The sequence below is a fragment of the Dorea longicatena genome, assembly GCF_025150085.1.
GTDB lineage: Bacteria > Bacillota > Clostridia > Lachnospirales > Lachnospiraceae > Dorea_A > Dorea_A longicatena.
The window spans coordinates 2440955-2453541 of record NZ_CP102280.1 but is presented as its reverse complement, the minus strand read 5'-3'; the positions used below and the strand labels follow the sequence as shown (position 1 = coordinate 2453541).

Sequence of the window (12587 nt, the reverse complement as noted above, 5' to 3'; positions counted from 1 at the left end):
AGGAGAAGGTAGAAAGTGAATGTATTGATAACAGGTACAAGCTCCGGAATTGGAAAAGGGTGTGCGAAATATTTTCTGAAAAAAGGACATAAAGTTTATGGATTTGACCGGAGAGAATCTACAATAGAACATCCGGATTATAAGCATTATTGTCTGGACATCCGTGATAAAGAGATGTATCCAGAACTTCCGCCCATGCAGATCGTGATCAACAACGCAGGTGTACAAAATGAAGATGATATTGATATCAATCTGAAAGGAACCATTGCGGTCACAGAACATTACGCAGTACAGCCGGAGATCCGATCTGTGATCATGATTGGATCTGCAAGCGGCCATACCGGATCTGAATTCCCGGAATATGCGGCAAGTAAAGGTGGGATCCTTTCATATACCAAAAATGTTGCGATGAGAATTGCTCCGTATCAGGCGACCTGCAACAGTCTGGATTTCGGCGGAGTGATGACAGAGTTAAATAAACCGGTGATGGAAGATGAAAAACTGTGGAATGCGATCATGGATCTGACTCCTTTAAAACGCTGGATGAGTGTGGAAGAAGCTGCAGAATGGATTTATTTTATGGCGGTGCAAAACAGATTTTGCACAGGCCAGAATATTCTGATCGATGGACTGGAAGCAGGAAACAGTAATTTTATATGGCCGGAGTAGAAATTAGATAAAACCATAGAGAACGGTGTAGAAAAGAGGTATAGAACATGGAGTTTAAATACTGTAAATTAGAAATATTTCTCCCGCCGACGCATCTGGAAGTTGTGCAGAAAGCACTGCAGGAGGTTGATGCGGGACATATCGGGAACTATGATTCGTGCATGTCGGTAAGTCCGGTAACGGGTTACTGGCGTCCGCTTGACGGATGTGATCCGTATATCGGAACCAACGGTGAGATCAGCTGCGAACCGGAGTTGAAGGTGGAAGTAACCGTGTATACAGAAAATGTTGATAAGACAATTGAAGCCGTGAAGAAAGTACATCCGTATGAAGAACCGGTGATCAATGTGATACCACTGTGGAGAACAAGCTTTTAAGTCTGGAGTATATAAGTAAAGCCGTTGATGCTAATTTTTGTGGTTACAGCACTTCAATGCGCCTTGGAAGGAGGAGAACGCATATGTCAGAAAGAAATCATGAAGTTATAAAAAGTCAGCAGCTTTTAGATGAATATGGCAATATTGCGGAGCCGGGCTGGTCGAGAAAGCAGTTGCAGCAATATTCAAGAACACAGATCAAAGCACCAAAGTTCCGGATCAAAGAATGGGACTATTATCTTGTAGTGGGTGATGATTGTGCTGTGGCATTTACACTTTCAGATGACGGTTATGTGGGATTGCAGCCTGTGTCTCTGCTTGATTTTTCGGGAGAACCGTGGGAACATACGGAGACAAGAATGCTGGCATAATTTTAAGGAACAATGGGAAGTTGCCGATTTTTTACAAAAGAAATCTTGACAGTAACATTGAATGCTGTACAATAATGTTAACAGAACCCACCACGCCTCTGATTTTTATGCGCAACCCGGTGGGACTTTTTATTTGTGGATTATTTTATGTATCAGTATCCAAAACAATCATTAACAATAAACAAGGTGATTTATACCAAGTCCTTGAATATGCGAGAAAGCGTGATATTCAAGATGTTTATTTGCTTTACCCAATGTACAGGTACGAGGAAAAAGAGAAAGAATTTCCTGTGGCGGTGAGTGAAAGTCCTAGCGGAGATATAAATGTTCATTTTATAAGAATGCCGTTTATATTTGAAGAGGACGAAGATAGAACAAGGCAGCAGTTAACTGATGTTATAAAGGTTGTATTTAGTATACAGAAGGATCACTATTATGAATAATGAAGCTGAAATAAATGTTGAAATACCTGAGATAACAGCAATGTTTGTAGGGACAAAAGGAAAATACGGATTTGCTCAGGTCGTTGACGATTTTCCAAATGCTAAGGAAGTCCGAATATTAACATATAGTAGAATAGGTTATGGAAATAATAATCTTAAACTGAGAGAATTACAAACACTATCGCCTGAAACAAAATTATGTATTATTGTTGCATTACCCGGATTGAAGAATCCAAAGATTGATGGTCAGTATGAACATAACCAGTTTAGAGAGGACTCCATCGTGATGGAATTGGGTAAAATCAAGCAACAATTTGATATAAGCCAATATTCGTCAAAGGATGTAGAAATGTATGTCTGCTTTAAAAATCATGCCAAGTTAATTGGGACGGAAAATGTTCTTTATATTGGTTCTGCAAACTATTCTGATAATAGCGTTCAAAATTATGAAGCAGGTATGATTATAAGGGATAAGTCTGTTATAAAGGAGATTTATGAAAAATATTTTGATGAAATCGTGGCCGTTAGGTATTATTCAGATGAATACGATACTATCAGATTGAAAATATTATCAATTGCTGAGGGCTTAGAAAATTTAAAAATGGATATTGAGACCTTTATATATTATTTTGAGGATAGGGCTGAAAATGCAGACAATATGAAGAAAACATATATGATGCTCTTGAATAAGATGAAGGAAGTTATTATGCAACTTGAATCTTGTGATGGAAAGCTAATGGAAACTGTATTATCAGATATATGTGGAGTGCAAAATGTTATGGAGGATATAAGTCGCCAGATCTACGATGCATTTGATTCAGGATATGAAAAAGATATAGAGTTTTTTGCGGATTATTATGAGGAGTATCATAAGGAAAGAATGGGTGTTAATTCTTGTGACTCATGGATTGACGAGGACACACCATATATTTTGTTAAGTGAAGAAGTGGAGCAGGAATATTATGTTTCTGAATATTGGACCGATGAATTGAAAAAAAATATGAGGTGGTAGAAACAATAAGAGAGATAGATGATTTGATAAAAATAATCAATGGACTTGTTGTCGAATTGAATAAAAGCCCATATGAATTATTTGAGTCTGAACTTGTTCAAGTGGGGACGGATAAAAATGCATTAAAATAAAAAGATGATAGGAGTAACATTCTATACAATTTTTTATTATGAACAGTTAAGAGATTTTTTGTTTTGTTTATTGGATAGAATAAAGGAGAAAGGAAAATGGGAATACCTGGAATACAAGAATTGTATAACCCAATATTGGGATATTTGCTAGAATGCAGGCAGGATACTCTTGTTTCTATTCGAAAAGCTATGCAGGAGTATTTCTACATATCGGAAGACGATGTTTTTGTAAATGAAAAGCATGAAGGCAAGTATACCTTGCCCTATTTTGAAGTGGTTTGCAAAAAGTGTAGTAATTAACAAGAAAAATACAATGCTCGAAAAAGCCGATAAAACCTTGCAAAACTCGGCATTATAGGGCATTTCAGAACAGAAGAATTTTATGATTAAAGTACTTTTCATTTGCCACGGCACTCTTTGAAAGCTTCGTCAAAAAGCCAGTAAAATCAAGGCCTGGAAGGCATAGACAGTTGAAAAATAACCCGAAAATAACACACGGTATTTTGTGCAGATATTACATGTAAATATAGATGATGCTTGGGACGCAATATGATAGAATGATTACAAGAAAAATTTGTAGGAATATAAAGATATGGAATTAAGATTATTACGCTATTTTCTGACAGTAGCAAAAGAACAGAGTTTTACAAAAGCAGCAGAACAATTGCATATTACCCAGCCAACGCTATCCAGACAAATGGCGGCATTTGAAGAGGACCTGGGAATAACATTATTTATTCGAAACGGGAAGAAAATATCGCTCACTGATGAAGGAATTTTATTAAAAAGGCGTGCCTTGGAGATTCTTAATCTTGAGGAAAGGACGCTTGAGGAACTGAAAGGAAAAGAAGAGGTTGTAGAGAGCACGATAACCATTGGATGCGGTGAATTTGCAGCAGTGGAGACATTGGCGAAGATATGTAAAACATATAAAGAAAAATATCCGCTGGTTCAGATTGTATTGCATACTGCAACAGCAGATGCAGTGTATGAGATGATGAACAAAGGACTTGTAGATATTGCATTATTCATGGAGCCGGTGGACACCGAAGGGCTGGATTATATCAGAATCACAGATTGTGATCACTGGTGTGTCGGAATGCGGCCAGATGATCCACTGGCAGAAAAAGAGTTTATAAAAAAAGAAGATCTCATAGGAAAACCATTGATACTGCCCGAAAGAGTGAGTGTTCAAAGTGAACTTGCCAATTGGTTTGGAAAAGACTATTCAAAACTTCAGATTGCTTTTACAAGTAATCTCGGAACCAATGCCGGAGTCATGGCGGCAAATGGACTGGGCTATCCAATATCAATCGAAGGTGCTGCAAAGTATTGGCGAGAGGATATTCTTGTACAGCGAAGAATTTCTCCTGAAATCACGACAAGCACTGTGATTGCCTGGCGACGGAATATCCCATATTCTTTGGCAGTCCGTAAAATGATCGAGGAGATTAATGCTTTCCAGGCATAAAACAAAATTCAATATAAGCATTAGACATAATGAAGCGATAGAGCTTAAAATAGATGTGTAAGATGAATGTAAATCTTATACATCTATTTTTTGTGAAAAATACGCAAAGAAAGGGGCTTTTTATTATGAGTAAAAAATTAGTGGCATTTTTCAGTGCAAGCGGAACAACAAAAAAAGTAGCACAGATGATCGCAGAGGAAGTAAAAGCGGATTTGTTTGAGATTGAGCCGAAAGTTCCATATACAAAGCCTGATCTTGACTGGATGAATAAAAAATCCAGAAGCAGTGTGGAAATGAGTGATAAAAAATATAGACCGGCGATTATGAAAAAAGAGATGGATATGAGTTCTTATGACGAGATCCTTCTGGGATTCCCAATCTGGTGGTATGTGGCTCCGACAATCATCAATACATTTTTAGAAGCTTACGATTTCAGTGGTAAAAAGATTGTGCTTTTTGCAACATCCGGAGGAAGTGGATTTGGGAACACTGTGAGAGAATTGCAGTCATCTGCACCAGATGCAGTTATTACAGAAGGCAGACTGTTAAATCGTGGAACAAAACAGGAAATCAATGAATGGGGAAACTCTTTATAAACAACAGTATTATGGAGGTATACAGAAAATGGGAAAAATAATACAGACAGCAGGAAGAAATGCACTTGGCGAATTTGCACCGGAATTTGCACATTTTAACGATGATGTACTTTTCGGCGAAAACTGGAATAACCAGGACATCGACGTAAAAACAAGAAGCATTATCACAGTGGTTGCTCTGATGGCTTCCGGAATTACGGATTCTTCTTTAAAATATCATCTTCAAAATGCAAAAAATCATGGTGTGACACAAAAAGAGATTGCGGCAGTGATCACACATGCCGCATTCTATGCAGGTTGGCCAAAAGCATGGGCTGTTTTCAATCTTGCAAAGGAAGTGTGGGAAACAGGCGAAGGAGATTTGCCATACGAAGAGGAAGCGATGCGTGCGCATGCTAAAGAGATGGTATTTCCAATCGGTGCACCAAATGATGGTTTTGCACAGTATTTTTCCGGCAGAAGTTTTCTTGCACCGATTTCTACTTCTCAGGTTGGAATTTTTAATGTGACATTTGAACCTGGATGCAGTAAACTGGATTATGTAGCATAAGAGTGTATAGCGTGTCTGTAGTCTGATTTTTGCCATAAATAAGTACAGGATACACAGAGAATAGAAAAGAATGTGTATTCAGTTAAATAAGAAATAGATAGCTGGTATGAGAGAACAAGGAGTCTTTCATACCAGTTTTTTTGTGGGAAAAGGGATAGGTTGCACAGGATCTGCCAGGAGATTTCAGTAGGTTTGGTGAATAGCTTTCTCCCAGAAGTGTGGTATAGTCTTGTGCTTGGAACAGGAAAACTACACAGAAGGGAGACACCGATATGACAACACAGCCAGATATCATCTGGAATGAGCAATGCTTGGGGATACGGATAGGAGAACAGGTTTGCACCTATCTGAAAAAGCATGATGCGGAATACCAGAGACTGCAAAATAAAATACTGGAACTTACAGAGAGGTATCCAGTAATAGAAACATTTATGGAGTCGAATCAGGCAATCAGTCTAACGACAGAAGAGCATAAGGCAGTGCATCAATATTTCCGACTGGAAAGCGAAAAGGAAATGATAGAAGAACAGTACCATTTTTATATGGGACAGGCTCAAATGATCTCCTATGGAGCAATGCTTGGAAAAATTAAAAAAGCAATATTGGGAAATGATGACGGTGACACAAAGAAACTGCTGGAGTTGCTGCTGGATACCTGGATTGATGAGGTTGAAGATCAGCTGAAAGAAAATACAGTGTACCAGGGAATGCTTGAAAAAATATCGAAATATGAAGAACAGGTTCAGACAATGGGATTATCAAAAGAAAAGCGAAAAACAATAGACAAATACGTTACTGAAGTTAGTGAGAGATGGATATTATATGCGGAATCTTTATATCAGGCTGGCATGCAGAAAATTCTGGAACTATTAAATTTGTAAAAAAGGGACGGATAAAATGGGGAAGCACGAAAGGAACTTCCCCATTTGTCACTTCTATTCATCTTTGCCATCAATGAGAAATATGTATGAAACCTGAAAGATTTCAGCAATGGCTTTTAATTCAAGATCAGTGACATAACGCTTGTTTGTTTCGATTCTGGTGATTACATTTTTATCCATATCGTAACCAGCTAACTGGAGTTTATAGGCAAGATCACGCTGAGACATATTGTGGGTCTTGCGAAGTTCAATCAATCGCTGGCTAATCAGATTCTTCTCACCAGACTGTGTCCTTGGCTTTGGCATCTTAAATCTCTTCCTCTCTGGTAAAGGATGGCTTGTCTCACTTTTTGCACCATCTGTATTGATTTTAACGATTGGACAAGGTAGAATCGGTTGTAAAAGTGAGACAAGGACAGAAGAGAAGGGAGAAATATATGGAGCAGGCAAAAATAGAGCAGCTTGCATTTTTATATCTATGCAGCGAGCATGATAAAAGGTTATTGCTGAAAAAAGAAAAAATGCCGTTAGCTGATTTTGACAGGTTGACCTACTTGATTTACCATTTAGGTTTTAAGGAATATCATATAAAAGTATGGATGGAATTTGCTGGGGACTTCCAAAAGGAATGGGATTGCCTGGAAGCACTTCAGGAAACAGGTGGGTGTGTTGGAAACATAGATAGTACAGAATCAGAAGTTAAACTCCATGAGATGTGGATTCAGGATTTTTGCAAAAGCACACCAAAAGAGATCGGAGAGTGGATACAAGACCTAGATTATAAATAAAAAATATGATATCATTAGTGGTAGAAATCGAATTTTGTTAGGAAATGATACGATAATGAGTAGTGATAAAGAAATTGCTCATAGCATTGCGATATATAAAGCTATAGGGGGATGTTATGACAGAACAGCAGTATAAGGATTTATTGATAGCAACAGCAAAGATGAGTGATTATGAGCATAAAGATGAGGTGGTGGAGGCGCTTAAAGTTGCTTCTGTTTCATTTCAAAAGGAATGGACTTTTACATATCATTTGCCAGATCATCGTCAAGAGTATATTATTATTAGCGTTGTTCCAGATAAATTAATTGTCTTGAAAGAACATGAAGATTTTGTTGATGATTTGTGCAAACAGGTTTATGAACCAAACGATTATAATGAGTATAGCGGATTGGTATTAAAACCCGGAATACTTAATATTGCACCAGAAGAAGTAAGCCAAGAGATACTTTTTGATGATATACAAAATCGGATAATTGATGAAATTCGAGAAGCAAAGTTCTCAATTTGGATAGCAATGGCATGGTTCACCAATAAAAAAATATTTGATGAATTATTGAAAAAAAGAAATGAAGGGTTAGATGTAAAAATTATTATTGATAATAATCGTGTTAATAAGGAGAAACCTTCGTTCACTTTGGAAGATCACTTTGAGGTTTATCGGGTGGATGTGATGTCAGAGCGGTACAAAAATATAATGCATAGGAAGTTTTGTGTGATCGATTTAGAAGTTGCAATGCACGGTACTTTCAATTGGACAAACGCTGCAAACTATAATAAGGAACATTGGGATGTAGATCATAATAGAGAAACAGCAAAAACATTTGCAGAAGAATTTGTGAAAATGAGAAGAGATGCTGAATTGTCGATGTTGTGGCTTGATTTTTGAATGGAGTATGTTCATGGATTTAAAAGAATTTTATTTTCAAAATATAAAGGAATCCGAATACCATTATCGTTTTCTGGAATCTGTTAAAAAGGTAAATTATACATATAATATTTTTTGTGGTGAAGAGGAAACTCAGAATTATCAATTTGAGATTTATGATGTTGAAGAAGCAATAACTAAATTTAAAGAACTGTGTCAGCCAGATGTTGATTTTTCAGGTGAAAATAAATGTTGGTTTTATCTAATAACATATTATCTACATATGCTCGGTTATGAGATAAAAGAGTTTCCTAGAATACTAGCAAGGCCCCCTGTTGATCCAACAGACTTTACATATAGAGATATTAGAAATCGAATTATTGCTCTAGGTGGAGATGATAATGGAACTGTTCGTTATGCGACTAGAAGAACCTTTGTAGCAGATCTGACATTTGAGCAAAAGTCTTGTAATATTGAGGTGAACGATTCTATAAATCAGAAATTTATTGAAATTTCTACTAGACAGGCATCTTTCAATAGTATGCATATAGATGAAAAAATTGCTGAGATTGCAAACCTTATTGAAAACCTGTTGAAACAAGATGGAAAATTTATCACACCAGAATATGAAGATGTATGTTGTGGCTTCATTGACGATACGATAGTAAAGAATTATAGAAAGAAAATGCAGTGCTTTAGACATTGCACAGATGAAGCAATAGAGGAAAGAAAGACATACTCCGAAGAACAAAAAAATTTCCTTGTTGATTATGGACTTACAATGGTAAAAGCTATTCATGAATTGGTGAAATAAAGAATAGTAACATAGGCAGCTAGTAGGAACATTTTAAAGCAGTATTTATGTGCTACAAGAACAGAAATAGAGAATCCAAATTATAAATTAATTAAAAGTGATAGCATACAGTTATGCATATTTGTTTGTAAATATACATAACTGTATTTTTTATTACGGGCAGGGCTCTTCGGGGTTCTGCCCTTTTTCTCTTTTTCCAGACCAAAAGACCACCTGCTGGAAAAGAACAAGAAAAACCAGAAAGGATGTGGTGACTTATCATTATAGGAATTGACCATGGATATTATGCCATAAAAACTCCCCATGTATGTTTCCCGACCGGACTGACCGGATACGATTACGAGCCGTATACCATGCAGAATGTCCTGCAGTACAATGGGAAATTTTATGTGTGTGGAACCGGGCGGCAGACGCTGGTGAGAAGTAAGACTTCCAATGACAATTATTATCTTTTGACAATGGCAGCCATTGCCCAGGAAATCCGCTATCGCCGGGGAGAGCGGAAAACAGATGTAGTTCTGGCAGCCGGTCTTCCACTGGCAAGTTTTGGCAGGGAGAAAAAAGGCTTCCGGGAATATCTGTTTCGGAAAGAGCAGCCTCTGCGTTTCCGGTACGAGGATGAGAGCTATGAGATCCGGATTCAGGATGTAAAACTGTTCCCACAGGGATACTCAGCCCTGGCTCTCCACCCGGAATGTGTTCGGGACGAGCCTTCTGTTCTTCTCGCAGATATCGGTGGCTGGACCGTAGACCTGATGCGGCTGGACAACAGTGTTCCAAATGCCGCTACCTGCCGCAGCCTGGAACTTGGTGTGATCCGGTGTGTGGATGAGATCACCGAGCAGGTACGCAGAAATACCGGACTGTCTGTAACGGATATTCAGATCGAACGTGTTCTGAACGGCCAGAGCTGCAGCATGGACCCGGCCGCAAAAGAAATCATTGTCCGGCAGGGAAGGCTCTACACGGAGAAAATACTGTCTGCAATTATGGAAGCCGGGTTCGATCTGAAGGCAATTCCGTCCGTGATCATGGGCGGCGGAGCCAGCATTCTGAAACGGCACGTGACACCGCAGGACGGGCTGTGTCGGCAGATTTACCTGACAGACGTACACGCCAATGCTTCCGGCTATGAGCGGATTGTGGGGCAGATGTGCGCGAAGTAAAGAGACCCGTTTTCTCGTTCCGCCTGAACCTTGATAACCCAGATCACAAAAAGGCATGGGAGATCCTGCAAAGTGTTCCAGATGGACAGAAGAGCAGCTATCTGGTTCAGGTGATCTTAAAAGATCAGGAAAACAACCAGCTGGAGAAAAGCATCCGGCAGGCAATCCGGGAAGAACTGGCAGGTGTTTCCATTTCTGGCTCCGGGGAGAGTGTTTCAAAAAAGGAAGAAATCCCGTCCCAGATGCTGGATTTTCTCTCCGGGCTTGAGGATGCATTCTGAAAAAGTCAAGTCTTTCCTGGTGATAAAATAGCCAAATTTCAAGCAGTCAAATTAGTATAAATCACGGATTTTTGAAAGGGGTGATGCCTATTGAATGTTATTGGATCTGCATCCTTTGGGAGCTTTTGAGAGCCTCATATTCGTTGGGTATTGTGAATAGCTTTCTGTCAGGTTTTAGGGTATGTTGTATGTAGAAAAAAGAAAGGAGAACGAACACAATGGAGATGAAAAACATATGCGGAAAAATCCCGGTAGAGCTGCATGAAAAGCTAAAACTGGAAGTCGAAGAGTTAGGAATCAGCATACCAAAATACCTTGAAATGGTAATCGAAGAACACATGACAAGAAAAGGAGAAAAGACGAACATGGCAGATTTAAGAACAGTAGCAGTACAGGTAACCGAGGATTTATTTTCCAGACTGAAAGCAGTCCTCGCCAGGAATGGCATGAAACAGAAAGACTTCTTAATCGGGCTTATCGAAGATGCAATCGAAAAAGAAGAAGCCAAATGGAAAGCAGAGTCAGAGGAAGCCGAAGAAACAGAAATGGAAGATCCTGAGACTGCGAAATCAGAACCGGATGAAGAGTCAGTAGAACCTGAAGCAGAAGAGCCTGAGACAGAAGCACTGGAAGCTGAAACAGACGGAGAAATGACAGAACCGGACGAAGCTGAAGCAGATGAAGAGCCGACAGAGCCAGAAAACGAAGAGCCAGCGGAAGCAGAGCCAACAGAACTGGAAACCGAAGAAGCAGAAGAATCTGAGCCAGAGGAAGCGGAATCAGAAGAATAGACATCACAAAACAGAAACCAAGAGACGGAAACGGTGCAGAGAAATCTGCACTGTTTTTTTCGCAGCGAAGGGAGGCTGATAGCCGGAACAATTCGATTTTTTGACCTGTTCAGTGGAATCGGAGGATTCCGAGAAGGGCTGCACAGGGCAGGGGGCTTCACCTGTGTCGGACACTGTGAAGCAGATGCATATGCAGACCACAACTACCGGGTGCTGTTTGATACGGAAGGAGAGTGGTTCTGCAATGACGCAAGAAATATTGAAACAGAACGAATGCCGGACTTTGATCTTTTATGTGCGGGATTTCCTTGCCAGGCATTCTCAATCGCTGGACGAAGGGAAGGATTTGCCGATGCAAGAGGAACCCTTTTCTTTGAAGTTGCCAGACTGGTTGCAGACAAACGACCTGCGTATTTTCTCCTTGAAAACGTACCCGGTCTGCTTTCGCATGACAAAGGGCGGACGTTTCACACCATCCTCAGTACGCTATCTGAACTGGGGTATCATGTCGAATGGAAAGTGCTTAACAGCAAGGATTTCGGAGTCCCCCAGTCAAGGAAGCGGGTGTATATTGTCGGATATCTTGATGGAAGATGTGCCGGAAAAATATTACCTTTCCCAAAAGCAAATGGAACAGCTCTTATACAAGTCCATGCTGGCAAACAGGGAGAAAGAGTCTACGCAGAAGAAGGACTGAGCTGCACGCTGACCAGCGGGGCTGGTGGTATGGGCGGCAAGACCGGATTATACGAAGTCGGTATCCCAATCAAGGAAAACACCCGAAAAGGATACAAGATGGCCTACGAGGGGGACAGCATCGATCTCGGATATCCGGGAATCAACAGTCGCAGGGGGAGAGTCGGGCATGAGATCGCCCATACCCTGACGACCGGAAACCAGCAGGGAACACTGCATTTTGTAGATATCTCCCCTCCGCCGCTGGTGACAGACGTTGCAAGATGTCTGAATACCAGACAGGATTCCAGCATCCATAACCACAGAGGCGAAAGTTCCGGGGTGCTGGTGGAAGAAGCGCCAAGGGCAGTGCTGACACCGGCCAAGGAAAAAGTCCGCCAGAATGGAAGAAGGATGAAAGAACCGGAAGAGCCAATGTTCACCATTACGGCAACTGACCGTCATGGAGTGATTTACCACGGCAGAATCCGCAGGCTGACGCCAAGGGAGTGTCTGCGGCTGCAGGGATATCGGGATGGTCAGATTTCCAAGATGGAAAAAGAAACATCGGATAACCAGCTTTACAAGCAGGCCGGTAATGGTGTCACTGTCAATGTTATTGAAGCAATAGGCAGAAATTTGAAAGCAGTAGATGAAGAGATCCAAAGCGGCTCACCTGTTCCAGAAGCGAAGGGTGGGTGAAGC

The 12587-nt window shown here is 40.1% G+C and carries 17 protein-coding genes and 1 pseudogene; 17 read left to right on the top strand and 1 reads right to left on the bottom strand.

The features are described 5' to 3' along the window. Window positions 1-15: 15 nt before the first annotated feature. The 10 genes and pseudogenes from NQ508_RS11715 to NQ508_RS11670 all read left to right on the top strand — a co-directional run bounded on the left by NQ508_RS11715 (window position 16) and on the right by NQ508_RS11670 (window position 6501). Window positions 16-669, top strand: a complete 654-nt coding sequence (locus NQ508_RS11715; RefSeq protein ID WP_044920337.1) for an SDR family NAD(P)-dependent oxidoreductase — start codon at window positions 16-18, stop codon at window positions 667-669. Window positions 670-716: 47 nt separating this feature from the next. After that, the gene (locus tag NQ508_RS11710) at window positions 717-1046 is read left to right on the top strand and encodes a YqfO family protein (protein ID WP_006428259.1); all 330 of its coding nucleotides are present in this window, start codon (window positions 717-719) and stop codon (window positions 1044-1046) included. Between the two features lie 83 nt (window positions 1047-1129). Next, window positions 1130-1417, top strand: a complete 288-nt coding sequence (locus tag NQ508_RS11705) for a DUF2804 family protein (protein ID WP_006428260.1) — start codon at window positions 1130-1132, stop codon at window positions 1415-1417. Continuing rightward, a complete protein-coding gene (locus tag NQ508_RS11700) occupies window positions 1384-1860 on the top strand; it encodes a hypothetical protein (RefSeq protein WP_155115995.1) in 477 nt (158 codons plus the stop codon). Before NQ508_RS11705 ends, NQ508_RS11700 begins: the two co-directional genes overlap by 34 nt. Beyond that, on the top strand, window positions 1853-2872 hold the full coding sequence (locus tag NQ508_RS11695) for a phospholipase D-like domain-containing protein (RefSeq protein WP_006428263.1): 1020 nt from the start codon (window positions 1853-1855) through the stop codon (window positions 2870-2872). The genes NQ508_RS11700 and NQ508_RS11695 overlap by 8 nt, the downstream gene beginning before the upstream one ends. 227 nt (window positions 2873-3099) lie before the next feature. Continuing rightward, window positions 3100-3303, top strand: coding sequence for a hypothetical protein (locus NQ508_RS11690; protein WP_006428265.1), 204 nt, complete (start codon window positions 3100-3102; stop codon window positions 3301-3303). 292 nt (window positions 3304-3595) lie between these two features. Next, window positions 3596-4474, top strand: coding sequence for a LysR family transcriptional regulator (locus NQ508_RS11685; protein WP_006428266.1), 879 nt, complete (start codon window positions 3596-3598; stop codon window positions 4472-4474). Window positions 4475-4599: 125 nt separating this feature from the next. Continuing rightward, on the top strand, window positions 4600-5070 hold the full coding sequence (locus NQ508_RS11680) for a flavodoxin (protein ID WP_044920341.1): 471 nt from the start codon (window positions 4600-4602) through the stop codon (window positions 5068-5070). Between the two features lie 28 nt (window positions 5071-5098). Next, window positions 5099-5596: pseudogene (locus NQ508_RS11675) on the top strand (carboxymuconolactone decarboxylase family protein); the annotation flags it as partial. A 296-nt stretch (window positions 5597-5892) separates the two neighbouring features. Next, window positions 5893-6501 carry a DUF6664 family protein gene (locus NQ508_RS11670; RefSeq protein ID WP_006428269.1) on the top strand — a complete coding sequence of 203 codons (609 nt, stop codon included), beginning with the start codon at window positions 5893-5895 and terminating at the stop codon, window positions 6499-6501. A gap of 54 nt (window positions 6502-6555) precedes the next feature. Here the strand turns inward: NQ508_RS11670 and NQ508_RS11665 are convergent, their stop codons facing one another. After that, window positions 6556-6807: a helix-turn-helix domain-containing protein gene (locus NQ508_RS11665; RefSeq protein ID WP_015513363.1), complete on the bottom strand. Its 252-nt coding sequence runs from the start codon at window positions 6805-6807 to the stop codon at window positions 6556-6558. A 131-nt stretch (window positions 6808-6938) separates the two neighbouring features. Between NQ508_RS11665 and NQ508_RS11660 the strand changes: the two genes are divergently transcribed. The 7 genes from NQ508_RS11660 to dcm all read left to right on the top strand — a co-directional run bounded on the left by NQ508_RS11660 (window position 6939) and on the right by dcm (window position 12584). Continuing rightward, window positions 6939-7289, top strand: coding sequence for a hypothetical protein (locus NQ508_RS11660; RefSeq protein WP_006428271.1), 351 nt, complete (start codon window positions 6939-6941; stop codon window positions 7287-7289). A gap of 116 nt (window positions 7290-7405) precedes the next feature. Then, on the top strand, window positions 7406-8176 hold the full coding sequence (locus NQ508_RS11655) for a phospholipase D-like domain-containing protein (RefSeq protein WP_006428272.1): 771 nt from the start codon (window positions 7406-7408) through the stop codon (window positions 8174-8176). 13 nt (window positions 8177-8189) lie between these two features. After that, window positions 8190-8969, top strand: a complete 780-nt coding sequence (locus NQ508_RS11650) for a hypothetical protein (RefSeq protein ID WP_015513365.1) — start codon at window positions 8190-8192, stop codon at window positions 8967-8969. A gap of 257 nt (window positions 8970-9226) precedes the next feature. Then, window positions 9227-10135, top strand: coding sequence for a ParM/StbA family protein (locus NQ508_RS11645; RefSeq protein ID WP_161208660.1), 909 nt, complete (start codon window positions 9227-9229; stop codon window positions 10133-10135). Further along, entirely contained in the window at window positions 10123-10416 is a 294-nt protein-coding gene (locus NQ508_RS11640; RefSeq protein ID WP_006428275.1) for a hypothetical protein, read from the top strand. Before NQ508_RS11645 ends, NQ508_RS11640 begins: the two co-directional genes overlap by 13 nt. Window positions 10417-10634: 218 nt before the next feature. After that, window positions 10635-11207 carry a hypothetical protein gene (locus NQ508_RS11635; RefSeq protein WP_006428276.1) on the top strand — a complete coding sequence of 191 codons (573 nt, stop codon included), beginning with the start codon at window positions 10635-10637 and terminating at the stop codon, window positions 11205-11207. 75 nt (window positions 11208-11282) lie between these two features. Beyond that, window positions 11283-12584 carry a DNA (cytosine-5-)-methyltransferase gene (dcm, locus tag NQ508_RS11630; RefSeq protein ID WP_243257341.1) on the top strand — a complete coding sequence of 434 codons (1302 nt, stop codon included), beginning with the start codon at window positions 11283-11285 and terminating at the stop codon, window positions 12582-12584. The last annotated feature ends 3 nt before the right edge of the window (window positions 12585-12587 follow it).

Coding starts and splice junctions, on each gene's coding strand:
- NQ508_RS11710 (WP_006428259.1), top strand. CDS start 717: ATGGAGTTTAAATACTGTAAATTAGAAATATTTCTCCCGCCGACGCAT.
- NQ508_RS11705 (WP_006428260.1), top strand. CDS start 1,130: ATGTCAGAAAGAAATCATGAAGTTATAAAAAGTCAGCAGCTTTTAGAT.
- NQ508_RS11695 (WP_006428263.1), top strand. CDS start 1,853: ATGAATAATGAAGCTGAAATAAATGTTGAAATACCTGAGATAACAGCA.
- NQ508_RS11690 (WP_006428265.1), top strand. CDS start 3,100: ATGGGAATACCTGGAATACAAGAATTGTATAACCCAATATTGGGATAT.
- NQ508_RS11685 (WP_006428266.1), top strand. CDS start 3,596: ATGGAATTAAGATTATTACGCTATTTTCTGACAGTAGCAAAAGAACAG.
- NQ508_RS11680 (WP_044920341.1), top strand. CDS start 4,600: ATGAGTAAAAAATTAGTGGCATTTTTCAGTGCAAGCGGAACAACAAAA.
- NQ508_RS11670 (WP_006428269.1), top strand. CDS start 5,893: ATGACAACACAGCCAGATATCATCTGGAATGAGCAATGCTTGGGGATA.
- NQ508_RS11665 (WP_015513363.1), bottom strand. CDS start 6,807: ATGCCAAAGCCAAGGACACAGTCTGGTGAGAAGAATCTGATTAGCCAG.
- NQ508_RS11660 (WP_006428271.1), top strand. CDS start 6,939: ATGGAGCAGGCAAAAATAGAGCAGCTTGCATTTTTATATCTATGCAGC.
- NQ508_RS11655 (WP_006428272.1), top strand. CDS start 7,406: ATGACAGAACAGCAGTATAAGGATTTATTGATAGCAACAGCAAAGATG.
- NQ508_RS11650 (WP_015513365.1), top strand. CDS start 8,190: ATGGATTTAAAAGAATTTTATTTTCAAAATATAAAGGAATCCGAATAC.
- NQ508_RS11635 (WP_006428276.1), top strand. CDS start 10,635: ATGGAGATGAAAAACATATGCGGAAAAATCCCGGTAGAGCTGCATGAA.